Annotated in this window: 21 protein-coding genes; 11 read left to right on the top strand and 10 right to left on the bottom strand. The window is 73.6% G+C overall.

Annotated features, from left to right (window positions below; genetic code table 11):
• The first annotated feature begins 276 nt into the window (after window positions 1-276).
• Window positions 277-993 carry an ABC transporter permease gene (locus tag BLV02_RS02860; RefSeq protein ID WP_083289112.1) on the top strand — a complete coding sequence of 239 codons (717 nt, stop codon included), beginning with the start codon at window positions 277-279 and terminating at the stop codon, window positions 991-993.
• A 437-nt stretch (window positions 994-1,430) separates the two neighbouring features.
• Here the strand turns inward: BLV02_RS02860 and BLV02_RS02855 are convergent, their stop codons facing one another.
• On the bottom strand, window positions 1,431-3,299 hold the full coding sequence (locus BLV02_RS02855) for a PH domain-containing protein (RefSeq protein ID WP_216094497.1): 1,869 nt from the start codon (window positions 3,297-3,299) through the stop codon (window positions 1,431-1,433).
• Entirely contained in the window at window positions 3,296-3,790 is a 495-nt protein-coding gene (locus tag BLV02_RS02850; protein ID WP_069114114.1) for a PH domain-containing protein, read from the bottom strand. Before BLV02_RS02850 ends, BLV02_RS02855 begins: the two co-directional genes overlap by 4 nt.
• An 852-nt stretch (window positions 3,791-4,642) precedes the next feature.
• Here BLV02_RS02850 and BLV02_RS02845 point away from each other — a divergent pair.
• Window positions 4,643-5,569: a COX15/CtaA family protein gene (locus BLV02_RS02845; RefSeq protein WP_069114115.1), complete on the top strand. Its 927-nt coding sequence runs from the start codon at window positions 4,643-4,645 to the stop codon at window positions 5,567-5,569.
• 213 nt (window positions 5,570-5,782) lie between these two features.
• Entirely contained in the window at window positions 5,783-6,031 is a 249-nt protein-coding gene (locus BLV02_RS02840; RefSeq protein WP_069114116.1) for a DUF6458 family protein, read from the top strand.
• A gap of 9 nt (window positions 6,032-6,040) precedes the next feature.
• On the opposite strand, the gene BLV02_RS02835 is transcribed toward BLV02_RS02840, so the two are convergent.
• The 3 genes from BLV02_RS02835 to BLV02_RS02825 all read right to left on the bottom strand — a co-directional run bounded on the left by BLV02_RS02835 (window position 6,041) and on the right by BLV02_RS02825 (window position 9,430).
• Window positions 6,041-6,940 carry a hypothetical protein gene (locus BLV02_RS02835; RefSeq protein ID WP_074946092.1) on the bottom strand — a complete coding sequence of 300 codons (900 nt, stop codon included), beginning with the start codon at window positions 6,938-6,940 and terminating at the stop codon, window positions 6,041-6,043.
• 402 nt (window positions 6,941-7,342) lie between these two features.
• Entirely contained in the window at window positions 7,343-8,428 is a 1,086-nt protein-coding gene (locus BLV02_RS37015) for a MerR family transcriptional regulator (RefSeq protein WP_069114118.1), read from the bottom strand.
• Between the two features lie 48 nt (window positions 8,429-8,476).
• Window positions 8,477-9,430 (bottom strand): heme o synthase, encoded by a 954-nt coding sequence (locus BLV02_RS02825; RefSeq protein WP_069114119.1) that lies wholly within the window; start codon window positions 9,428-9,430, stop codon window positions 8,477-8,479.
• Between the two features lie 208 nt (window positions 9,431-9,638).
• Between BLV02_RS02825 and tkt the strand changes: the two genes are divergently transcribed.
• From tkt to BLV02_RS36230, 7 genes are all read left to right on the top strand, one after another.
• The gene (gene tkt, locus BLV02_RS02820; RefSeq protein ID WP_069114120.1) at window positions 9,639-11,732 is read left to right on the top strand and encodes a transketolase; all 2,094 of its coding nucleotides are present in this window, start codon (window positions 9,639-9,641) and stop codon (window positions 11,730-11,732) included.
• Between the two features lie 10 nt (window positions 11,733-11,742).
• Window positions 11,743-12,855: a transaldolase gene (gene tal / locus BLV02_RS02815; RefSeq protein WP_069114121.1), complete on the top strand. Its 1,113-nt coding sequence runs from the start codon at window positions 11,743-11,745 to the stop codon at window positions 12,853-12,855.
• Complete coding sequence (locus tag BLV02_RS02810) at window positions 12,852-14,444, top strand: hypothetical protein (RefSeq protein WP_069114122.1); 1,593 nt, start codon at window positions 12,852-12,854, stop codon at window positions 14,442-14,444. Before tal ends, BLV02_RS02810 begins: the two co-directional genes overlap by 4 nt.
• Window positions 14,441-15,970, top strand: a complete 1,530-nt coding sequence (zwf, locus tag BLV02_RS02805) for a glucose-6-phosphate dehydrogenase (protein ID WP_069114123.1) — start codon at window positions 14,441-14,443, stop codon at window positions 15,968-15,970. The genes BLV02_RS02810 and zwf overlap by 4 nt, the downstream gene beginning before the upstream one ends.
• Complete coding sequence (gene opcA, locus BLV02_RS02800) at window positions 15,967-16,923, top strand: glucose-6-phosphate dehydrogenase assembly protein OpcA (protein WP_069114124.1); 957 nt, start codon at window positions 15,967-15,969, stop codon at window positions 16,921-16,923. Before zwf ends, opcA begins: the two co-directional genes overlap by 4 nt.
• Window positions 16,920-17,693, top strand: coding sequence for a 6-phosphogluconolactonase (pgl, locus tag BLV02_RS02795; protein ID WP_069114125.1), 774 nt, complete (start codon window positions 16,920-16,922; stop codon window positions 17,691-17,693). Before opcA ends, pgl begins: the two co-directional genes overlap by 4 nt.
• A 494-nt stretch (window positions 17,694-18,187) precedes the next feature.
• Window positions 18,188-18,364, top strand: coding sequence for a hypothetical protein (locus tag BLV02_RS36230; RefSeq protein ID WP_171906852.1), 177 nt, complete (start codon window positions 18,188-18,190; stop codon window positions 18,362-18,364).
• Between the two features lie 4 nt (window positions 18,365-18,368).
• Here BLV02_RS36230 and BLV02_RS36225 read toward each other — a convergent pair whose 3' ends face one another.
• On the bottom strand, window positions 18,369-19,262 hold the full coding sequence (locus BLV02_RS36225) for a DinB family protein (RefSeq protein ID WP_069114126.1): 894 nt from the start codon (window positions 19,260-19,262) through the stop codon (window positions 18,369-18,371).
• A gap of 49 nt (window positions 19,263-19,311) precedes the next feature.
• Here BLV02_RS36225 and BLV02_RS02785 point away from each other — a divergent pair, with 49 nt between their 5' ends.
• The gene (locus BLV02_RS02785; protein ID WP_069114127.1) at window positions 19,312-20,256 is read left to right on the top strand and encodes a helix-turn-helix transcriptional regulator; all 945 of its coding nucleotides are present in this window, start codon (window positions 19,312-19,314) and stop codon (window positions 20,254-20,256) included.
• Here BLV02_RS02785 and BLV02_RS02780 read toward each other — a convergent pair.
• The 4 genes from BLV02_RS02780 to BLV02_RS02765 all read right to left on the bottom strand — a co-directional run bounded on the left by BLV02_RS02780 (window position 20,253) and on the right by BLV02_RS02765 (window position 23,006).
• Window positions 20,253-20,594, bottom strand: a complete 342-nt coding sequence (locus BLV02_RS02780) for an RNA polymerase-binding protein RbpA (RefSeq protein WP_069114128.1) — start codon at window positions 20,592-20,594, stop codon at window positions 20,253-20,255. The two genes, BLV02_RS02785 and BLV02_RS02780, sit on opposite strands and share 4 nt — an antisense overlap.
• Before the next feature lie 20 nt (window positions 20,595-20,614).
• Window positions 20,615-20,845: a preprotein translocase subunit SecG gene (gene secG / locus BLV02_RS02775; protein WP_069114129.1), complete on the bottom strand. Its 231-nt coding sequence runs from the start codon at window positions 20,843-20,845 to the stop codon at window positions 20,615-20,617.
• 173 nt (window positions 20,846-21,018) lie between these two features.
• Window positions 21,019-21,804: a triose-phosphate isomerase gene (gene tpiA, locus BLV02_RS02770; protein WP_069114130.1), complete on the bottom strand. Its 786-nt coding sequence runs from the start codon at window positions 21,802-21,804 to the stop codon at window positions 21,019-21,021.
• Window positions 21,804-23,006 carry a phosphoglycerate kinase gene (locus BLV02_RS02765; RefSeq protein WP_069114264.1) on the bottom strand — a complete coding sequence of 401 codons (1,203 nt, stop codon included), beginning with the start codon at window positions 23,004-23,006 and terminating at the stop codon, window positions 21,804-21,806. Before BLV02_RS02765 ends, tpiA begins: the two co-directional genes overlap by 1 nt.

Raw genomic sequence — 23,006 nt, 5'->3', positions numbered from 1 at the left:
CCTCCGCCCGAGTCGTCCGAGTCGTCGCCCGTGCCTGGGTCCCAGCCCGAGTCGTCGCCCGCGCCCGGGTCCCAGCCCGAGTCGTTCGAGTCGTCGCCCGCGCCCGGGTCCCAGCCCGAGTCGCCCGGCCGTTCGCCCGCGCACGGGTCCCCCGAGTCGTCGCCCTCGGCCGGGTCCCCCGGGTCGCCCGGCCGTTCGCCCGCGCCCCGGCCGGACGACGCGTCGGCCCGGGTCTCGCTGTTCGCGCCGGCGCCCGGGGCGGCGCCGGTCGGCCGGATGCTGCTGGCCCAGACGCTGTTCGAGGTCCGGCTGCTGCTGCGCAACGGCGAGCAGCTGCTGCTGACCGCCGCCATCCCCGTCGTGCTGTTGTGGCTGCTGACCGCCGCGCCGGTGTTCGACACGGGCGACTACCAGCGGGTCGACTTCCTCGTGCCGGGCGTGCTGGCGCTGTGCGTGATGTCGACGGCGTTCACGTCGCTGGCCATCGCGACCGGGTACGAGCGCCGCTACGGCGCGCTGAAGCGCCTGGCTGTGTCGCCGCTCCCCCGCTGGACGTTGCTGCTGGCCAAGGCGCTGACCGTGCTGGTGGTCGAGGCGTTCCAGGTGGTGCTGGTCGGCGGGCTGGGGCTGGCGCTGGGCTGGCGGCCGTCGGGATCGCCGCTGGCCGTGGCCGTGCTGCTGATCGCCGGGACGCTGGCGTTCGCCGGGCTCGGCCTGCTGATGGCCGGCACGCTTCGAGCCGAGGCCACGCTCGCCGCGGCGAACCTCGTCTATCTGTTGCTTCTGGTGCTGGGCGGCGTGGTGATCCCGTTGTCCGGCTTCCCGTCCGGCCTGCAGACGGTGCTGGAGCTCACGCCGACCGGCGCCCTGGCCGACGGGCTGCGGTCGGTCCTGGCCGACGGCGCCGGTTTGCCGTGGGGATCGGTCGCCGTGCTGGCGGCCTGGGCACTGGCCGGCCTCGCCGCGGCGGCTCGCTGGTTCCGTTGGGAGTGAGCCCGCACCTGGCGTAAGCCCCGGGACCCGGGCCCCGAGCGGGCGCGACAGCTCAGCCTGGGCCCGAGCGGGCGCGACAGCTCAGCCTCGGCCCAGGCGGGCGCGGCAGCTCAGCCTGGGCACAAGCGGCCGCGGGCAGCTCAGCCTGGGCCGAAGCGGCCGCGGCAGCTCAGCCTGGGCACAAGCGGCCGCGACAGCTCAGCCTGGGCACAAGCGGCCGCGGGCAACTCAGCCTGGGCACAAGCGGCCGCGGGCAACTCAGCCTGGGCACAAGCGGCCGCGGGCAACTCAGCCTGGGCACAAGCGGCCGCGGCAGTGCAGCGCTCCAGGCCCGACCTCCAGCGACAAGGGCGCTAGCGGGCGCAGCAGCACGGCGCCCCCCGCCCGGCTCCGGCGCAGCCCGCGAGGCGGCTGGGAACGCCGCGTGATCGGCAGTGTCACGGCTCCCCGAGCGACACCTCCTCGGTCAGGTCCGCGGCCGGCCGATCGCGGACGAGGAAGGGATCGAGCAGGCCGGGGACGGCCTCGGCGCCGAACTCGAGGACCTCGTGCTCGTCGGCGTCGATGACCGAGTAGCGCCGTGCGCCGGCCGCCGTCGTGGCGGTGAGGGTCAGCAGGCCGGCGCGGCGTTGGAACACCGACTGGCTCGCGCGCCAGCCGACGATGCCCTGCCGCTGCAGATACACCGTCGCCCGGCGGACGCTGCCCTTGCGGGCGACCAGGAACTCGCCGTCGAGATCGTGGCCGAGCGACCGGTACGCGTCGCCGGCCAGCAGCACCAGGGCGACGCCCGCGGCCGCGGCCAGCACCGTCAGCACGATGGCCCAGAAGTCGCGCACCGGCGAGGCGACCGCCAGCCAGACCACCACCGCCGCCAGCACGGCGTCGGCCACGAGTGCCCAGCGCAGCCGCCGCACCCGCGCCGCCGCCGGATGTCGTCGCAGCCGTCCGCCCGGCCGCACACCGGCGACGGCCGCCGCCACCGAGGCGGCGACCGTCATGGGGGCGGCGGGCAACAGCGTCGACGCCTCGGACTTGGGGTCGGCGCGCAGGCCGGTCGTGACGACGTCGACCCGCGCCGCGCCGGCCGACCGCACGCCGAGCGGCTCGACGATCTCGACGCCGCGGACGCGCTGCTCCTCGATGCTGACCGAGCGCGTGGTCAGCAGCCCGCGCCGGACCCGTAACGTGCCGCCCGGCTCGCGTTCCAGCCGGTAGGCCCACCACGCCTCCAGCGTGAGCGCCAGCGTCGCCACCACCCCGACCAGCACGAACACCACCGCGAACAGCACCAGCGTCTGCGTCGCCCCGATGTCCTCGACGATGTCCCTGGTGGTGTCGACCGGCAGGCTCTCGCGCCCGAACCAGTTCAGCACCTGAAACAGGCCGCCGACCGCGATGCCCGCCAGCGCGAACGTCCAGAACGACAGCGGCGCGAAGCGGAGCCAGCCGGGATCCCAGCGGGCCAGCACCCGCACGCCCGGCTCGGTGCCGTCGGCGGCCAGCGGCACGCGGTCGAGCAGCAGCGCACGCAGCCGCTCGCCCTCGTCGCGGCTGACGGGATCGAGCACCAGCGTCTGCGGGGACTGCCCCGGGCCGCCCGCCTCGACCTGCTCGCCGGTGCCGATGCTCACCTTCGCCAGCCCGAACAGGCGCTGGACCGGATCGGCCGAGAGGTCGACGGTGCGGATGCGCTCGCGGGCGAGGGAGCGTTTCGTCGTGAAGATCAGGCCCTTGTGCAGTTCCATACGCGTTGGCGTGACCCGGTACCGGCTGTGTCGCCAGCGCACGTAGTCGGCGATGACCGAGCCCAGCACGACCAGCGCCACCGCCGGCACGACCCACGCCAACGCGGTGCCGTAGGACGTCCCGGAGCCGACGCCGATGGTGGTGGGGATGGCGCCGCCGAGGGCCAGGATGAAGACCCAGATGCCGGTGACCTTGAGGGTGTCGCGGTGCAGCACGAGCCAGCCCGGGCTGTCGTCGACGCTGGGATCGTCGAGGGCGCTGCGGCCTCCGTCGACGTTGGGGCCGCCGTCAGCGCTGGATTCGGTCGCCTGGTCTGCTCCGGCGGCATGGCGGGCGGCCGCGTGATCGAGCGAGCCGGGAGTGGCGCCGACGGCGGGGCCGGGCGCGGGCACGGTCGGGAGGTCGAAGGCGTGGCCGCTCCACTCGGCGTGGTCGTCAGGTCCGCCAGGGTCGGCCCTTCCGGCAGCGTCGGCGTGCTCGGAAGGGCCGCCGGGCTCGCTGGAGGCGGCGCGCTCGGCGGGCGGGTCGCCGGGGCCGCCGGAATCGGCGTCGTTCACGTCGCGTCGCCGGGGGTGTCGTGGGTGATACGGGTGAGTTCCTCGGCGAGCTCGGCGGCCTGCTCGTGGTCGAGGCCCTCGATCTTCACCGCTCCCGCCGAGGACGCCGTCGTCACCGTCACCGTCGACAGGCCGAAGGCGCGCTGCAGCGGACCGCGGACGGTGTCGACCGTCTGGATGCGTGACATCGGCGCCACCCGCCAGACCTGCCACAGCACGCCACCACGTGTGTAGACGGCTTGGTCGGTGACCTCCCAGCGATGGATCCGGAACCACCAGGGCGGCAGCAGCAGGATCCCGAGCAGCCCCGCGACGGCCAGCACGGCCGCCGGGATCAGGAACCACGGCCGCGCCGGCGCGATGAGCAGGCCGAGGATCAGCAGCGGGACCACCACCACGGCCGTCAGCACGCCGACCTGCGCTCGCCACCAGGCCATGACGCGATGGTCCAGCCAGTTCCGGGGCGGTCGCAGCCGAGTGGCGCCGCTCATGTCCCTTGCCTCCCGCAGATGATCGCAGCGAACGAGCCCACTGCCAGAGCCCGCCGGCGTGCCCACGGCGGCTGTCTCGGCGATCACGGCGTGCCCGTAGTCGCACGTTAGCGGAGCGGCCGTGCCGAGGCGACCGAAGTGGGACGAACCATGCCGCCGCGAGCCCGGCCGGCACCGGCCCGCGCTCGCCGTGGCAGCGGCAGGTGGTGAGCGCGGCCCGCCGTCGCTCGGCGAGGAGGACGGACACGGCCGGGCCGGCGGCACCGGTCCGGCCGGCAGCAGCGGCCGGCGCGTCGTACTCCCCCGCATCGGACGCGGCCACACCACCAACGGCGTGCGTACCACCGCCGGACGACGCCCCGTACTCCCCGGCATCGGACGCGGTCACACCACCAACAGCGTGCGTACCACCGCCCGCAGGAGCCGCCTCAGGAGTGGCAGGCGCACGACCGAGCAGCCCGCCGCCGCTGAGGGCGGCAGCGAGCACCGCCACCACCGCCAAGGTGGCGCGCAGAGGAACGGATCGAGGGGCCATGGCCCGGACGCTAAGCCCGGATCCGGTCCGTTCGACGGTTTTGGCGTTTGCCCGAACGGCCAGGGCGTTTGCCCGAACGGCCAGGGCGTTTGCCCGAATCCGGGCTAACCGAAGAGCAGCCACAGAGCGGGTAGGGCTAACTTCCGGGCTACCGCTGACGGGAGTCGGGCAAACCGCCGACCCTTGACAGAACCGCGGCAGTGAGGCACCGCACGCCGACCCGGAGATCGCGACCAGCCACCGCGTCCTACGATGACGTGGTGACCGCGACCCTTCCGACGACTCCGGCTCCGGCGCCCGGCCGGGCCGCCCGGCTCGTGCGGCGGCTGCCGCTCCCGTCGGAGCTGGCGTTGCGGAGGCTGGCGGTCGCGTCGCTGGTCACGCAGGCCGGCATCATCGTGACGGGCGGCGCGGTCCGGCTCACCGACTCCGGGCTCGGCTGCCCCGACTGGCCGCACTGCACGGCGGGCTCCATCGCCGCGACGCCCGAGATGGGGCTGCACGGCGCGATCGAGTTCGGGAACCGGCTGCTGACGTTCGTGGTCGGCGCGGTCGCGTTCGCGATGCTGGTCGCGGTGTTGCGGACGCTCACGTCGGACCGGCCGCGCCGCGACCTCCTGGTGCTGTCGGCCGTACTGCTCGGGTTCGTGCCGGCGCAGGCGGTCATCGGCGGCATCACCGTCTGGACCGACCTGAACCCGTGGGTCGTCATGTTCCACTTCCTGGTGTCGACTGTGCTGGTCGGCGTCGCAACAGTGCTGGTCAGACGGACGCAGCGGCCGCATGGCCTGGTTCCGGCGCGGGTCGGGCAACCGTGGCTGGAACGGCTCGGGCTGCTGACGCTGGTGGTCACCGCCGTCGCCGTCTACCTGGGCGCGGTCGTCACCGGCAGCGGCCCGCACGCCGGCGACCCCGACTCCAAGCGCACCGGCCTCGACGTCGCCGTGGTGACGCAGGTGCATGCGGACTCGGTGCTGCTGCTCATGGGCATCTCGGTCGGCCTGTACTTCACGGCCCGGGCGGTCGGCTCCCCCGGACGGGCGGCGCGCGCGGCGGCGGTGCTGCTCGCCGTCGAGCTCGGACAGGGCGTCATCGGACTGGTGCAATACCGGCTCGAGCTGCCAGAGCTACTGGTCGGGCTGCACATGCTCGGCGCGGCGCTCATGGTCATGGCCGCGACCGACGCCTGGCTCGCCACGCGCTGGCTGCCGTCGCACCAACTGACCGCCGCGACCACTCCCTGACGCGGCCAGCGCCATGCGGCGCGGCCGACGGTCGCGGACGGCGAGGGCCGACCACGGAACCGGCGACGGCGGCCGTTCGGCAACGGGCCGACTACCGGGCCTGACCAGCGGACGACGGCGAGGACTTGCGCGCGCTCCGCGGCGACGGCCGTTTGGCGACCGGGCAGCCGGGTACCTGCCCTGGCGTTCCTGCCAATTCGGGAGGTGTCCGATATGAGTATCGGTCTGGGTGTCTTTCTGATGGCGTTGGGCCTGATCCTGGCCCTCGGCGTCAGGGACCGGCTGGCCGACTTCGACCTCAGCGTCATCGGCTGGGTGCTCACCGGCGTGGGTGCGCTGGCCATCGTCGTGTCGATGATGGTCGCGTCGATGCGGACGCGGCGCGCCCGCAGCACGGAGTACGTCGAACGGCCGCGCACCAGGGAGTACGTCGAGCGGCGCGACGACATCGACCCGCTCTGAGCCGGCCGGTCAGCGCACGAGCTCGCCGGCCGCGAGCCGCCGCAGCGCGGCGCCCGTCCCGAGTTCGGGGCGGGCGTCCGCGTGCTCCAGGTAGTAGCGCAGCGCGTGATAGACGAGCACGGGGTCGGCGCCGAGGCGCTGGGCCGGGATCGCGGCGGCCGTGTTCGCCGGCGCCGTGGCCGTCAACCGGCCGAGCGCCGCGGCCCGCCGGCCGGACGGCCCGACTCGCCGCCCGGCCGACCCGGCCCGCCGGCCGGGTGGCCCGGTAGCGACGTGCACCGGTTCGCGCGTCACCACCGTCAGCCAGTTCTGCACCGGCGCCAGGCCGAAGCCGTAGCGGATCGACGTGGTGCCGATGCGGTCGACCTGCTCCCAGGTCAGCTCGACGGGATCGCCGCCCAGCCCGACGACCAGGTGCGACGGCGTGAGGTCCAGCCCCAGGCGCCTCCGGGAGGCGATCAGCCCGACGATCCCGCCGAGCGCCAGCACCGACCCGACGAGCAGCAGCACGACGAAGCCCACCACCGCCGACCAGTCACCGTCCGCCACCGCGATGACGAGCGCCGCGACCCCGAGCCCGAGGATCGCCAGCCCCAGAACCGCCAACGCCAGGCTCACCAGCGGCGACGTCGGGAGGACGGGGAACCGCACGCCGGTCTGCCGGCGCCCGTCCAGGTCGAGCGACACCTCGGTGGCGAACGCGGGGCGACGGGGCCGGCTGGCGGCGGCGATCGGGGCGAGCACCAGCAGGACGCCGCCGATCACGGCCACCGCGACCCACTGCCGACCGGTGGCCGCGATCGCCGCCGCCAGCACCAGGAACGCCGCAACAGCACCGAACACGACGACGCCGAGCCAGCCGCCGAGGGGCGGACGCCGCCAGTCCGGCGGCCACGGCAGCGTCGTCACGGCGACGATGCTCTCATGCGCGCCGCGCCAGGCAGGTCGGGGACCGGACGCGGCTCCGTTCGGCCGACGTTGTCGGCGCCCGCGCGTAGGGTGGGTCACCCACCCAGACGGGAGGGGACCCGACCGCGGCCGAAACGCTCGACGGGCGCGGGCACCCGCCCCGCCGGCGCAGGCCCCCAGCAGGCGCGGGCACCCGCCCCGCCGGAGCGCGGGGCGCGTACTCGGCGAAGGCCGGCGGCGAAGTCGGCGGGCGGGACCGCTACTCGACGCGGACAGCGCCGAAACCGCCAGGCGCGACCGCCACTCGACGAAGACAGCGCCGAAGCCGGCGGGACGGGACCGCCACTCGACGAAGACAGCACCGAAACCCGCAGGCGCCGCCCCAACCGGCGCGCGGGGCCGTTACTCGGTGGCCGACCCGATCAGCGCCCGAGCGAACCACTCCATGGCGGCCACGCTTCCGGAGCTGACCTGGGCGGCCGGCCAGCCGTTGATGATGCCGACGAGCTCCCAGTACCGCTCGACCCGGCGGTCGGAGAAGAGGGCGATCTGCTCGCCCAGCTCCCGCCGGAAGTCCGCGTCGTCGTCGACGCCGCGGGCGTGGGCGAAGCGGGGCGCCAACTGGTCGGCGACCAGCCGGCCCTCCGGCGAGACCGGCGGGACGTCGGCTGACTGGAGCGGGGTCACGAGCTCGGACACGCTCTGGTAGAGCGCCATCTCCTCCGGCGACGGGCCGGACGGAGCGGAGCCCGCGCCCGAGCCGGACGGAGCGGAGCCCGCGCCCGAGCCGGACGGAGCGGAGCCCGCGCCAGGCGAGCCGGAGCCCGAGCCGGACGACGCAGAGCCCGAGCCCGTCGAACCCGAACCCGAACCCGAGCCGGCAGCGGCGCCGGCCTCGGCCATCTGCCGGACCCTGGCCCGGTAGGACGGGTCCTGCACCAGCTCGGCCAGCTCGACCCAGGCCTCGACCTGTGCCGGGGTGGGGTCGTCGGGCAGGTCGACCCGGACGGATCGCATGTGCTCGACGAACGAAGGGTCGGGCTCCAGGCCCTCGAAGGCCGACGACCAGTAGTCGTCGATGATCTGCTGCCGTTCGGCGGCGGACAGGTGGGCCAGGCGGTTCATGAGATCCAGCTCCTCGTGGTCATCGATCCCCAGCGCGGCCACCGCTCGCAGCACCGAACGGCGGGTCCGGAGCAGCCGGATCTGCGCGTCCAGGGCGGCGGCGTGCGCCGTCGCCATGTCGGCCAGCGACAGCGTCCGGTCGAGGACCTGCCGGACGGTCGCGAGGTCGACGCCGAGCTCGCGGAGCGTGCGGACGAGATCCAGCCGGGCCAGCGCGACGGCGTCGTAGCGGCGGTAGCCCGCCGGGGATCGGTCGGTCGGCGGCACCAGCCCGATGTCGGCGTAGTACCTGATCGTCTTCACCGGGAGTCCGGTGCGCCTGGCCAGGTCGCCGATGCTCAGGAAGGCGTCGTCGTCGTTCACAGGGACCACCGTGGTGTCTCCAGCAACTGGAGAGTCAAGTACCGCTGGTCAGCCGAGGATCAGGACGTCAGCCATCACCGCGACGAACACGACGGTGAGGTAGGTGATGGAGCCGTGGAAGAGCCGCATGGCGGTGAGGCCGGCGCCGTCGGGCGTCCGCTTCGCGCGGGCGTACAGGCGGTGCGCCTCGACGAGGAACCAGACGCCGGTCAGCACGGACGCCACCCCGAAGATCCAGCCGAGCGACGCGACCGGCCACAGCACGAACGTGGTGGCGACCATGGCCCACGAGTAGAGCAGGATCTGCAGCGCCACCGTGCGCGCCGGCGCGACCACCGGCAGCATGGGCACGCCGGCCCGCGCGTAGTCGTCGCGGTAGCGCATGGCCAGCGGCCAGTAGTGCGGCGGCGTCCAGAAGAAGACGACGAGGAACAGCAGGACCGGCGGCCAGTCGAGCGACCCGGTGACGGCGGCCCAGCCGATCAGCGTCGGCACGCAGCCGGCCACCCCGCCCCACACGATGTTCTGCGACGTCCGCCGCTTCAGCAGCATGGTGTAGACGAGGACGTAGAACAGGTTGGCCGCGATGGTCAGCGCGGCGGCCAGCGCGTTGACCCACGCCAGCATGATGGCGACGGACGCGACCAGCAGCAGCGACGCGAACGCGAAGGCGCGGTACGGCGAGACGACGGCGCGCGCGAGCGGCCGGCGCCGGGTGCGGTGCATGACGGCGTCGATGTCGCGCTCGAGCACCTGGTTGAACGCGTGCGCGCTACCGCCGGCCAGCGTTCCGGCGATCAGCGTGGCGAGCGCCAGTCCCAGCGACGGCAGTCCGCGCTCGGCCAGCACCATGGCCGGCAGCGTCGTGATGAGCAGCAGCTCGACGACGCGCAGCTTCATGAGCGACGCGTACGCGCCGACGACGGCTCCCAGCCGTCCCAACCGCCCAGGCGGCGCCGGTGCGCGCCGGGTCGCCGCAGGGCTCGGCTCGACGGACGTCAACGTTCACCTTCGTGTGGTCGAAGCGACAGGCGGGGGTGGGAACATCCGCCAGCATGGCCTGTTGAGTCTAACGGTGCGCCCAATCCGCCGAGCGGCCGGGCACACGTCCGGGTGACGTCGATACGCTCGACCGTGGAACGGCCGTCTCGCCGACGGCGCCGTGAGCAGAGACGCAGGGTCCCATCCGCCTGAGAGGAACGTCACGCCGGTGAACACGACACCCGAGAACAGCGCAGACTTCGAGTGGACGGAGCTCGACGACCGGGCGGTCGACACCGTGCGGCTGCTGGCCATGGATGCCGTCGAGAAGGTGGGCAACGGCCACCCCGGCACGGCGATGAGCCTGGCCCCGGTGGCCTACACGCTCTACCAGAAGGTGCTCCGTCACGACCCGTCCGACCAGCACTGGCTGGGCCGCGACCGGTTCGTCCTGTCGGCCGGGCACAGCAGCCTCACCCAGTACATCCAGCTGTACCTGTCCGGCTACGACGTCTCGCTGGACGACCTCAAGGCGTTCCGCACCTGGGGTTCGGCCACGCCGGGGCACCCGGAGTACCGGCACACCAACGGCGTCGAGGTGACGACGGGCCCGCTCGGGTCCGGGTTCGGCACGGCGGTCGGCATGGCGTTCGCGCAGCGCCGGGTCCGCGGCCTGCTCGACCCCGACGCGCTGCCGGGTGAGAGCGTCTTCGACCACCACGTGTTCGTCATCGCCTCCGACGGCGACCTCGAGGAGGGCGTGTCGAGCGAGGCCAGCTCGCTGGCGGGCACGCAGGAGCTGGGCAACCTCGTGGTGCTGTGGGACGACAACCACATCTCCATCGAGGACGACACCAACATCGCCTTCACCGAGGACACCGTCGCCCGCTACGAGGCGTACGGCTGGCACACCCAGGTGGTCGACTTCACCGCCGGCGGCGAGTACCAGGAGAACCCGCAGGCCATCTACGAGGCGCTGCAGAACGCGAAGGCCGTCACCGACCGCCCGTCGTTCATCGCGGTCCGGACGATCATCGGCTGGCCGGCGCCGAACAAGCAGAACACCGGCGCCATCCACGGCTCCGCGCTGGGCGCCGACGAGGTCGCGGCCACGAAGCGGGTGCTGGGCGCCGACCCGGACCAGAGCTTCGACGTCGCCGGCGACGTGCTGGCCCACGCGCGCGAGGTCGGCGCCCGCGGCAAGCAGGCCCGCACCGAGTGGGACGAGCGCTACGCCGCCTGGCGGTCCGCGAACCCCGACCGCGCCGCCCTGCTCGACCGCCTGAACGAGCGCAAGCTGCCCGACGGCTGGACCGACAGCCTGCCGAGCTTCGAGGCCTCGGAGAAGGGCATCGCCACCCGGGCCGCGTCGGGCAAGGTCATCAACGCGGTCGCGCCGGTGCTGCCCGAGCTGTGGGGCGGCTCGGCCGACCTCGCCGGCTCGAACAACACGACCATCGAGGGCGAGCCGAGCTTCCTGCCCGAGAAGCGCTCGTCGAAGATGTTCCCCGGCGACCCCTACGGCCGCACGCTGCACTTCGGCGTCCGTGAGTTCGCCTCCGGCCTGATCGTCAACGGCATCGCGCTGAACGGCCTCACCCGCCCGTACGCGGCGACGTTCCTGGTGTTCAGCGACTACCAGCGGGCCGCGGTCCGGCTGGCCGCGATCCAGCAGCTGCCGGTGACGTTCGTGTGGACGCACGACTCCATCGGCCTCGGCGAGGACGGCCCGACGCACCAGCCGGTCGAGCACCTGTCGGCGCTGCGCGCGATCCCCGGCCTGGACGTCGTCCGTCCGGCCGACGCGAACGAGACGGCCGTCGCGTGGCGGACGATCCTCGAGCGGCAGCACCCGGCCGGTCTCGCGCTGACCAGGCAGAACGTGCCCACGTTCGACCGCAGTGTCTACGGCGACGCCGAGGGCACGGCCCGCGGCGCTTACGTCTTCGCCGAGGCCGACGGCGGGGTGCCGCAGGTCATCCTCATCGGCACCGGCTCCGAGCTGCAGCTGGCCGTCGAGGCGCGCGAGCGGCTGCAGGCCGACGGCGTCGCCGCCCGGGTCGTCTCCATGCCGTCGCAGGAGTGGTTCGAGGAGCAGGACGCCGAGTACCGCGAGTCGGTCCTCCCGGCCGCCGTCAAGGCGCGCGTCTCCGTCGAGGCGGGCATCGCCATGAGCTGGCACCGCTACCTCGGCGACGCCGGGCGCGCGGTCAGCCTCGAGCACTTCGGCGCCTCGGCCGACTACCAGACCCTGTACCGCGAGTTCGGCATCACGGTGGACGCCGTGGTGGCCGCGGCCCGTGATTCCATCTCCAACGCCTGAGAGGGACATCATGAACACCAACGATCCGCTCGGCCGGCTCTCCGCCGAGGGCGTCGCCATCTGGCTCGACGACCTGTCCCGCGACCGCCTGACCACCGGGAACCTGCAGTCGCTGATCGACACCAAGCACGTCGTCGGCGTCACCACGAACCCGTCGATCTTCCAGGCCGCCATCACCAAGAGCAGCCTGTACGACGACGACCTGCGCCGCCACGCCGGCCAGGGCTCCGACGCCGACGCCGCCGTGCGCGACCTCACCACCGACGACGTCCGCGCCGCCGCCGACCTGTTCGCGCCGGTCGCCGCGCGCAGCACGAACGGCGACGGCCGGGTGTCCATCGAGGTCGACCCGCGGCTGGCGCACGACACCGACGGCACCATCGCTCAGGCGAAGGAGCTGTGGGCCGAGGTCGACCGGCCGAACATCTACGTGAAGATCCCCGCGACGAAGGCCGGCCTCCCGGCCATCACCGCGGGCATCGCGGCGGGCATCAGCGTGAACGTCACCCTGATCTTCTCCATCGACCGCTACCGTGAGGTCATGGACGCCTACCAGGCGGGACTCGAGCAGCGGGTCGCCGCCGGTCAGTCGCTCGACGGCATCGCCTCGGTCGCGTCCTTCTTCGTGAGCCGGGTCGACTCCGAGATCGACAAGCGGCTGGACGCCATCGGCACCGGCGACGCGCTGGCGCTGCGCGGGCAGTCCGCCGTCGCCAACGCCCGGCTGGCCTACGCCGCCTACGAGGACGTCGTCGCGGCGGAGCGCTGGCAGCGGCTCGAGGCGGCCGGCGCGCAGCGGCAGCGGCCGTTGTGGGCGTCGACGTCGACGAAGAACCCCGACTACGACGACACCATGTACGTCACCCAGCTGGTCGCGCCCGACACCGTGAACACCATGCCCGAGGCGACCATCGAGGCGGTCGCCGACCACGGCGACATCACCGGCGACACCATCCGGCCCCACCGCGAGAACGCGTGGAACACGCTCGCCGCGGTCCGCGCGGCCGGCGTCGACCTCGACGACGTCAGCGAGGTGCTCGAGCGCGAGGGCGTCGAGAAGTTCGAGACCAGCTGGAACGACCTGCTCGAGTCCGTCAACGCCAAGCTGGAGGCCGCCAAGTGACCGCACTGACCGTCACCACGTACGGCGTCGACGCCGACGCCGTCGTCGAGGGCCTGGTCGGCGAGAAGGTCGCGTCGCGCATCGCGGCGAAGGACGCCACGCTGTGGGGCCCCGACGCCGAGGCCGAGGCGTCCATCCGGCTGGGCTGGACCGACCTGCACGAGACGTCGCGGCCGCTGCTGGCCGAGATCGAGGCACTGTCGGCCGAGCTGCGGGCCGAGGGCCTCGACCGCATCGTGCTGGCCGGCATGGGCGGCTCGTCGCTGGCGCCGGAGGTCATCACCCGCACGGCGGGCGTCGAGCTCACCGTCCTCGACACGACCGACCCGGGCTCGGTGGCCCGGGCGCTGGCCGACCGCCTCGACCGCACGGTCATCGTGGTGTCGAGCAAGTCCGGCTCGACGGTCGAGACCGACAGCCAGCGGCGGGTCTTCGCGGCCGCGTTCGAGGCGGCCGGCATCGATTCCGCCAGCCGCATCGTCGCCGTCACCGACCCCGGGTCGGGGCTGGCCGAGCTGGCCGAGGCCGGCGGTTACCGGCGGGTGTTCCTCGCCGATCCGAACGTCGGCGGCCGCTACTCCGCGCTGACGGCGTTCGGGCTGGTCCCGAGCGGGCTGGCCGGCGCCGACATCGCCGCGCTGCTGGACGAGGCCGCGGCCGCCGCCGAGCGGCTGGCCGGCGACGTCACCGACAACCCGGCGCTGCGGCTGGGCGCCGCGCTCGCCGGCGGCAAGGGCAACGGCCGCGACAAGGTCGCCATCGCAGACGCCGGCTCCGGCATCGTCGGGTTCGCCGACTGGGCCGAGCAGCTCATCGCCGAGTCCACCGGCAAGCTCGGCACCGGCGTCCTGCCGGTCGCCAGCGGCAGCGTCGACGACCCCGAGGTCGCGCACCCCGCCGCCGACGTCCTCCCGGCCGTCGTCGGCGAGCCCGCGCAGCCGCCGGCCAAGGGCGTCGTCGTCACCGGTGAGCTGGGCGCGCAGTTCCTGCTCTGGGAGTACGCGACGGCCGTCGCCGGCAAGCTGCTGGGCATCAACCCGTTCGACCAGCCCGACGTCGAGAGCGCGAAGAAAGCCGCCCGCGGCCTGCTCGACGCCACGCCGGAGCCCGAGGCGCCCGCCTTCACCGACGGCGTCGTCGAGGTCCGCGGCTCGGCCGGGCTGCTCGACGGGGTGACGACGCTGAGCGGCGCCGTCGACGCGCTGCTCGGCCGGCTGGCGCCGGACGGCTACCTCGCCGTCATGGCCTACCTCGACCGCGAGGGCGACGACGCCGGGCTGGCCGCCGTCCGCGTGCCGCTGGAGCGGCGCACCGAGCGGCCCGTCACGTTCGGGTGGGGCCCGCGGTTCCTGCACTCCACCGGCCAGTACCACAAGGGCGGGCCGGCTCAGGGCGTGTACCTGCAGGTCACCGGCGCGCCAGCGGACGACCTCGCGATCCCGGACCGGCCGTTCACGTTCGGGCAGCTGATCGCCGCGCAGGCGGCCGGCGACGCCCAGGTGCTGGCCGACCACGACCGCCCGGTGCTCCGGCTGCACCTGACCGACCGCAAGGCAGGCATCGAGACTCTGAGGGACGTTCTGCGGTGAACTACCAGAACCCGCTGCGCGACAAACGCGACAAGCGGCTGCCACGCATCGCCGGCCCGTCCGGCCTGGTGATCTTCGGGGTCACCGGCGACCTCGCGCGCAAGAAGCTGATGCCGGCGGTGTACGACCTCGCCAACCGCGGCCTGCTGCCGCCCGGCTTCTCGCTGGTCGGGTTCGCCCGGCGCGACTGGGCCACGCAGGACTTCGGCAAGATCGTGCACGACGCCGTCAAGCAGCACGCGCGCACGCCGTTCCGGGAGGCGACCTGGCGGCAGCTCGCGCAGGGGTTCCGGTTCGTCCCGGGCGACTTCTCCGACGACGACGCGTTCGACCGGCTGGCCGAGACGGTCCGCGAGCTGGACGAACAGCAGGGCACCGGCGGTAACCACGCGTTCTACCTGTCCATCCCGCCGTCGTTCTTCGACATCGTCTGCAAGCAGCTGGACCGCTCCGGGCTGGCCCACCCGGACGGCCCGGAGCAGTGGCGCCGGGTGATCATCGAGAAGCCGTTCGGCCACGACCTCGCCAGCGCCCGGCAGCTCAACGCGACGGTCGAGAGCATCTTCCCGCCCGACTCGATCTTCCGCATCGACCACTACCTGGGCAAGGAGACGGTCCAGAACATCCTGGCGCTGCGCTTCGCCAACCAGCTGTTCGAGCCGATCTGGAACGCCCACTTCGTCGACCACGTGCAGATCACGATGGCCGAGGACATCGGCATCGAGAGCCGGGCCGGCTACTACGACGGCATCGGCGCGGCCCGCGACGTCATCCAGAACCACCTGCTGCAGCTGCTGGCGCTGGTGGCCATGGAGGAGCCGGTCTCGTTCAACGCGTCGGACCTCCGGGCGGAGAAGGAGAAGGTGCTGTCCGCGGTGCGGCTGCCCCCGGACCTGGGCGAGCACACCGCCCGCGGGCAGTACGCGGCGGGCTGGGCCGGCGGGCAGAAGGTGAAGGGCTTCCTCGAGGAGGACGGCATCCCGCCCGAGTCCACGACCGAGACCTTCGCCGCCGTCCGTCTCGACATCGACACCCGCCGCTGGGCCGGCGTGCCGTTCTACCTGCGCACCGGCAAGCGGCTCGGGCGCCGGGTTACCGAGGTGGCGATCGTGTTCAAGCGGGCGCCGCACCTGCCGTTCGAGTCCACCGCCACCGAGGAGCTGGGGCAGAACGCGCTGGTCATCCGGGTGCAGCCTGACGAAGGCGTGACCATCCGGTTCGGCTCGAAGGTGCCGGGCACGGCCATGGAGGTGCGCGACGTCACCATGGACTTCGGCTACGGCGGCTCGTTCACCGAAGAGAGCCCCGAGGCGTACGAGCGGCTGATCCTCGACGTCCTGCTGGGCGACCCGCCGCTGTTCCCGCGGCACGAGGAGGTCGAGCTGTCCTGGCAGATCCTCGACCCCATCGAGGAGTTCTGGGCGGCGAGTCCGGGGCAGCCCGAGCAGTACCCGCCCGGCGGCTGGGGCCCCGCGTCGGCCGAGGAGATGCTGGCCCGCGACGGCCGCACCTGGAGGCGTCCATGATCATCGACATCCCGTCGACCACCGCCGGCGACGTCGGCAAGCGCCTGGTCGAGCTGCGCGAGAAGCACGGCGCGGTCGCGCTGGGCCGCGTCCTCACGCTGGTCCTCGTCACCGAGGAGGCCGGCGCCGAGGACGCCATCGAGTCGGCGAACCAGGCCAGCCACGAGCATCCGTGCCGCATCATCGCCGTCATCAAGGGCACGTCGCGCGGGTCGGCCCGGCTCGACGCGCAGATCCGTGTCGGCGGCGACGCCGGCGCCAGCGAGGTGGTCGTGCTGCGGCTGTTCGGGCCGCTCACCGCGCACGCCGAGTCCGTCATCGTCCCGCTGCTGCTGCCCGACAACCCGGTGGTCGCGTGGTGGCCGGCCGAGTCTCCCCCGGTGCCGGCCGACGACCCCGTCGGGCGGCTCGCGCAGCGGCGCATCACCGACGCCGCGGCCTGCAAGCGGCCGAGCGCGGCGCTGCAGGAGCGGGCCGAGACGTACCAGCCGGGCGACACCGACCTCTCGTGGACCCGGCTGACGCTGTGGCGCGCGCTGCTCGCGGCGGCGCTGGACCAGCCGCCGCACGAGGAGATCACCGCGGCGAGGGTCGTCGGCGGCCCGGACAACCCGAGCGCCGACCTGCTGGCCGGGTGGCTCGCGCACACCCTGCGCGTCCCCGTCACACGGACAAAGGCGACCGGCGTCGAGGGCGTGTTGAGCGTGCGACTCGACCGCCCGTCCGGCGCCATCGCCATCGAGCGTCCCGACGACGAGGTGGCGACGCTGACCGTCCCCGGCCGCGCCGACCGCCGCGTCGCGCTCCCCCGCCGCGGCGCCGGCGACTCGCTGGCCGAGGAGCTGCGCCGCCTCGACCCCGACGACGTCTACGCCGAGGTCATCCAGGAGGGGCTGGAGGAACTGCACGAGACCGGCAAGATCACCCGGACCAAGGCGAAGGCCAGGCGATGACCACACCCACGATCGTGATCCACCGCGACGCCGACGTGCTCGTCCAGGCGGTGGCGGCGCGGCTCATCACTCGCCTGGTCGACGCCCAGGCCACGCACGGCGACGCGTCCGTCGTCCTCACCGGCGGGACGGCGGGCATCGCGACGCTGCGCGCCGTCGCCGCGTCGCCCGCCTGCTCGGCCGTCGACTGGTCCGCGCTGTCCATCTGGTGGGGCGACGAGCGGTTCCTGCCGTCCGGCGACCCGGACCGCAACGAGACCCAGGCGCGCGCCGCCCTGCTCGACCACGTGCCGGTCGACCCGGCGCGGGTGTTCGCGATGCCGCCGGCGTCGGGTGACCTGACGCCGGAGGACGCGGCGGCCGCGTACGCCGACGTGCTGGCCGGCCAGACAGAGAAGCGGCTGCACGTGGGCGCCCCGGCGTTCGACGTCCTGCTGCTCGGCGTCGGGCCCGACGGCCACGTCGCGTCGCTGTTCCCGGAGCACCCCGCCCTGCACGACGACCGTCCCGTGGTCGGCGTCCGCGGCGCGCCGAAGCCGCCGCCGGAGCGGGTCAGCCTCAGCCTGCCGGTCATCCGATCGGCGGACGAGGTGTGGCTCGTGGTGGCGGGCGCGGACAAGGCGCCGGCGGTGCGGCTGGCGCTGGGCGGGTCCGGGCCGGTCCAGATCCCGGCGGCCGGCGCCCAGGGCCAGCGGGCGACGCGGTGGCTGCTGGACCGCGCCGCGGCGGCCGAGCTCCCACCCGGCCTCGGCCGTCCCGCCTCGCCGTAGGCGCCTCGCCGTAGGCGCCGCGCCCTCTTCGGACCGGTCTGCGATCCAGCGGGTTGACCAGAACGCCAACAGTTGGCACGTACGTCAACCCGCCGGATCGGGCTCGGCCGCTCCCCGGAGGACCGGTGCCCCGCCGCGGCGCTTCGCCGCGGACCGGTCTCCGATCCGCTTCGCCTCGGACCGGACCTCCGATCCGGCGGGGTTGACGAGAACGCCAACAGTTGGCACGCGCGTCAACCCGCCGGAAAGAGCTCCGCCTCACCCCGGAGGATCAGCGCCCCGCCGCGGCGCTTTACCTCGGACCGGTCTGCGATCCGGCGGGTTGACCAGAACGCCAACAGTTGGCACGCGCGTCAACCCGCCGGAAAGAGCTCCGCCTCACCCCGGAGGATCAGCGCCCCGCCGCGGCACTTCGCCCCAAACCGGTTCCCCGATATCGCCCTACATCGGGACAGATATGACAGACCGGGAAAGGGTTGCCTATCCTTCCCCGCGTGGCGTCGATGAAGGCGAAGAAGACGTGCTGCCGCGACCGGCCGCGGTGCAAGGTGTGCCCGGTCGTGCTCAAGCGGCTGGCCGACGCCGGGTTGCTGGAGCGCGAGAGCAAGCGCCGCTACTCGTTCGACGCCAAGCCGCCGAAGCCCGCCGTCTCCGCGGCGCGGGCTCGCTGAGCGGTCAGCCGCGGAGGTAGGCCGCGACGTCGGGGTGGTGGAAGAAGTCGGCCCAGCCGGCCGGGTCCAGCTGATGCCGGTCGTCCTGCTCCGACACGTCCGCGCCACGCTCCACCAGCAGCTTCACCACGTCCAGCGCGCCCGCGCCGGCCGCGTAGTGCAGCGCACCGTCCACCGGCGCGCCCGCCGCGGCCAGCACCCGCACCACGTCCCAGTGGTGCAGCCCCGCGGCCTCGGCGGCCAGCGACGGCCGGACGACGACGGCGCTGGCGCCGTCGCCGGCACCGTCCCCCAGCGCAGCCGCCACGGCGCCCGCGTCGCCCCGCAGGGCCGCGGCGACGACGGGGTCGCGCTGGTCCGCGCGCGCCCGGTACAGGTCGCGCAGCAGGCAGATCTCCGCGCCGTGCGCCATGACCTCCCGGTTCACGTGCAGCACGAGCTTGGCCATCGAGTCGTCCGCGTACGGCCCGCCGCGCGGCCCCAGCGGCCGCAGCATCGTCTCGTCGTCCAGGGCCGCGACCCCGGACCGCCACAGCTCGTACGCCTCGTCCAGCAGCGCCAGCGCCCCGTCCGCGGTCCCCGGCAGCGGCGCCGGCCAGTGCAGCGCGGAGTACATGTCGGCGTCGGCGGCGCCGGGGTCGAAGAACGCCCGCGCCCGCTTGCCGAGCACGTCGCGGCCGACGTGCATGGCGCGCCAGGCGATGGTCGTGACGGGCGGCAGCGGCGGCTCGGGCTGGACGGACTCGAGGTCCAGCGCGCCGCCCGGGCCGGGCCGCAGGCTCCACGCGCCCGCCGCCGGTTCCCAGAGGTACTCGTCGTCGGTCAGGCCGCCCAGCCGCGGCCGGAAATGGACGTTCCAGTAGAACTCGAGCTGGTCGAGCAGATCGGCACTCCACATACCGACCACCGTAGGACCCTAATAGGACACCGTCTGTCATATTAGGCAGATGCGCGCCGAACGCCTCGTCCAGGTCGTCCTGCTGCTGCAGACGCACGGCCGGCTGACGGCGGGCGAGCTGGCCCGGCGGCTGGAGGTGTCGACGCGCACGGTGCAGCGCGACCTCGACGCGCTGAGCGCGGCGGGCTTCCCCGTCTACGCCGACCGCGGCCGGGCCGGCGGCTGGTCACTGGCCGCCGACTACCGCACCCGGCTGACGGGCCTCTCCCCCGCCGAGACCGCCGCCCTGTTCGTCGCGTCGACGGCGCACGTGCTGGCCGACCTCGGGCTCGACGCCGCCGCGGGCACGGCCGAGGCGAAGCTGCTCGCGACGGTGCCGGCGCATGCCCGCGAGCAGGCCGACCTCGCCCGCGAACGGGTGCTGGTCGACCACGCCGACTGGATGGAGGCGCGCGAGCCGTCGCCGTGGCTGGCGGTGCTGCGCCGGGCGGTGTGGGACGACACCCGGGTGCGGCTGCGCTACGGCAGCGCGCCCGGCGCCGTCGACGTCGAGCCGCTGGGGCTGGTGGCGAAGAAGCGGTCCTGGTACCTCGTCGCCCGCAAGGACGACGACTACCGCACCTACCGGGTCAGGCGCATCGCCCACGCGGAGCCCACGGGCGAGCGGTTCCGTCGTCCGCCCGGCTTCGACCTCGCCGCGCACTGGCACGACAGCAGCGAGCGCTACTTCGCCGGGCTGCGCCGCTACCCGGTCCGGCTGCGCGTGCGCGGCCACGCCTCCAGCCGGCTGCGGTGGGCCCGCAACGCCGTGATGGAGTCCGTGACCGACGGCGCGGACGGCTGGCAGGAGGTGGCCATGACGTTCGAGTCGGCGCACGAGACGCGCGCCTACCTGCTCGGGCTGGCCGGCGACGTGGTGGTGCTGGAACCACGTGAGCTGCGCGACGACGTGCGTCGCGCAGCCCGGGCGTTCCTGGAGCAGAACGAGGGTTAGAGCGAGCGGCGCTTGCGCAGCGCCTGCAGGGCCTCTTCGAGGATGGCGGCGCCGTCTTCGTCGCTGCGCCGCTCTTTCACGTACGCGAGGTGCGTCTTGTACGGCTCGGTGCGCGGCGCGGCCGGCGGGTGCTCGCGGTCCTGGCTGGCCGGCAGCCCGCAGCGGATGCAGTCCCACGACTCGGGGATGGCGGCCTCGGCGGCGAAGCTGGGCGAGCTCTCGTGCCCGTGCTCGCAGTAGTACGTCACCTTGCGGCGTGGTGCGGAATCGCCGCGTTCTGCCTCGCCCATGGGGCCGGCGCCCACCCGGCTGCCACGGATCGCGTTGCCTCCGACCACGTGCGTCCTCCCTGAGGTTGCTAGCTGGCGTTCAGCAGGCCGAGCGCGATGATGGCAGCGGCCCAGACCAGGCCGAGCGCGACGGTGAGGCGGTCGAGGTTGCGCTCGGCCACCGAGGACCCGCCCAGCGAGGAGGACACGCCGCCACCGAACATGTCGGACAGCCCGCCGCCCTTGCCCTTGTGCATGAGCACCAGCAGGATCAGCAACGCGCTGGTCGCGACCAGCAGAATCGAGAATGCCAGTTCCACGGTGGTGTGCCTTCGTCCTTCCGGATCGGCGGGGGCCGGCGAGCGCCGGGCGCACGGTCCAAGACTACGCGTTCGGGCCCGTCGTGCCGAATGGTACCTGGTCGCTGTGAATGATCATGTCCCCGCCCCCGGCCGATGCGACGGGCCGGACGACGGGGACACGACGGTCCTGCTCAGGGGTTGCGGTGATACCGGGCGATCAGCGCGAACTCGTCGGCGTTGATGCTCGCGCCGCCGACCAGCGCGCCGTCGACGTCGGGCTGCTCCATGATCGGCTTGACGTTCGCCGCCTTCACCGAGCCGCCGTAGAGGATGCGGACGCCCGCCGCGAGCTCGGCGCTGTACAGCTTCGCCAGCCGCTCGCGGATGGCCGCCGCCAGTTCCTGCGCGTCGTCGGGCGTGGCGACCTCGCCGGTGCCGATGGCCCACACGGGCTCGTACGCGACGACGATGGTCGCCGCCTGCTCCGCGCCCAGGCCCTCGAGCGCGCCGTCGAGCTGCGCCAGCGTGTGCTCGACGTGCCGGCCCTCCTGACGGACCTCCAGCGGCTCGCCGACGCACAGGATGGGCGTCAGCTCGTGCTGGTAGGCCGCCTTGATCTTCGCCGCCACCAGCTGGTCGGTCTCGCCGTGGTACTCGCGCCGCTCGGAGTGGCCGACGGTGACGTACGTGCAGCCCAGCTTCGCCAGCATGGCGCCGGAGATGTCGCCGGTGTAGGCGCCGGAGGCGTGCTGGGAGAGGTCCTGCGCGCCGTAGGCGATGTTGTAGCGATCGGCGTCGATCAGCGTCTGCACCGACCGCAGGTCGGTGAACGGCGGCAGCACCGCCACCTCGACCTTCTCGAGGTCGTCGTCGTTGAGCGAGAAGGCGAGCTTCTGCACCAGCGCGATGGCCTCGAGGTGGTTGAGGTTCATCTTCCAGTTGCCGGCCATGAGCGGCCGGCGGGTCTTCGTCGCCATCAGGACTCCAAGACGGTGAGGCCGGGCAGTTCCTTGCCCTCGAGCAGCTCGAGCGAGGCGCCGCCGCCGGTCGAGATGTGCGTGAACGCGCCCTCGTCGAGGCCGAGCTGCCGCACGGCGGCCGCGGAGTCGCCGCCGCCGACGACGCTGGTGCCGGTGACCTCGGAGACCGCGACGGCGACCTGGCGAGTGCCCTCGGCGAACGGGGTCAGCTCGAACACGCCCATGGGGCCGTTCCAGACCACCGTCTTCGCGTCGGCCAGCTTGCCGCGGAACAGCTCGATGGTGGCCGGGCCGATGTCGAGGCCCTTCTGGTCGGCCGGGATGGCCGACGCGGGCACCACGGACGTGGCGGCGTCGGCGCTGATGTCGGCCGCGACGACGACGTCGACCGGCAGCACCAGTTCGACGCCGCGCTCCTGCGCCCGCGCCAGGTACTCGCGGACGGTGCCGAGCTGGTCGTCCTCGAGCAGCGAGCCGCCCACCTCGTAGCCCTGGGCCTTGAGGAACGTGAACGCCATGCCGCCGCCGATGAGCAGGCGGTCGACCTTCTCGAGCAGGTTGTCGATGACGCCCAGCTTGTCGGAGACCTTCGAGCCGCCGAGCACGACGACGTACGGGCGCTCGGGGTCGACGAGGACCTTCGCGAACGCCTGCACCTCGGCCTGGACCAGCAGGCCGGCCGCGTGCGGCAGCGCCTGGGCGAGATCGTAGACGCTGGCCTGCTTGCGGTGCACGACGCCGAAGCCGTCGGACACGAACACGTCGCCCAGCTCGGCCAGCTCGGCCGCGAAGGCGCCGCGCTCGGCGTCGTCCTTGCTGGTCTCGCGGGCGTCGAAGCGCAGGTTCTCGAGCAGCGCCACCTCGCCGTCGGCCAGTGCCGCGACGGTCTTCCGCGCGCTCTCGCCGACGGTGTCGGTGGCGAACGCGACCTCGGTGCCGAGCAGCTCACCCAGCCGCTTCGCCACCGGCGCGAGCGAGTACTGCGCGTCGGGCGTGCCCTTCGGCCGGCCCAGGTGCGCCATGACGACGACCCGGGCGCCGGCCTCGCGCAGCTTCTGGATGGTCGGCACCGACGCGCGCACCCGGCCGTCGTCAGTGATCACGGACGCCCCGGCAACCCCTTCTACCGGCACGTTGAGGTCGGAGCGGAGGAGGACCCGCTGACCGCGCAGGTCCCCCAGCTCGTCGATTCCCCTCAT

It is taken from the genome of Jiangella alba (assembly GCF_900106035.1).
GTDB classification, from domain to species: domain Bacteria; phylum Actinomycetota; class Actinomycetes; order Jiangellales; family Jiangellaceae; genus Jiangella; species Jiangella alba.
This window is presented reverse-complemented; position numbering and strand designations above follow the sequence as displayed.

Coding starts and splice junctions, on each gene's coding strand:
- BLV02_RS02860 (WP_083289112.1), top strand. CDS start 277: ATGCTGCTGGCCCAGACGCTGTTCGAGGTCCGGCTGCTGCTGCGCAAC.
- BLV02_RS02850 (WP_069114114.1), bottom strand. CDS start 3,790: ATGAGCGGCGCCACTCGGCTGCGACCGCCCCGGAACTGGCTGGACCAT.
- BLV02_RS02840 (WP_069114116.1), top strand. CDS start 5,783: ATGAGTATCGGTCTGGGTGTCTTTCTGATGGCGTTGGGCCTGATCCTG.
- tal (WP_069114121.1), top strand. CDS start 11,743: ATGAACACCAACGATCCGCTCGGCCGGCTCTCCGCCGAGGGCGTCGCC.
- opcA (WP_069114124.1), top strand. CDS start 15,967: ATGATCATCGACATCCCGTCGACCACCGCCGGCGACGTCGGCAAGCGC.
- pgl (WP_069114125.1), top strand. CDS start 16,920: ATGACCACACCCACGATCGTGATCCACCGCGACGCCGACGTGCTCGTC.
- BLV02_RS36225 (WP_069114126.1), bottom strand. CDS start 19,262: ATGTGGAGTGCCGATCTGCTCGACCAGCTCGAGTTCTACTGGAACGTC.
- BLV02_RS02785 (WP_069114127.1), top strand. CDS start 19,312: ATGCGCGCCGAACGCCTCGTCCAGGTCGTCCTGCTGCTGCAGACGCAC.
- tpiA (WP_069114130.1), bottom strand. CDS start 21,804: ATGGCGACGAAGACCCGCCGGCCGCTCATGGCCGGCAACTGGAAGATG.
- BLV02_RS02765 (WP_069114264.1), bottom strand. CDS start 23,006: ATGAGGGGAATCGACGAGCTGGGGGACCTGCGCGGTCAGCGGGTCCTC.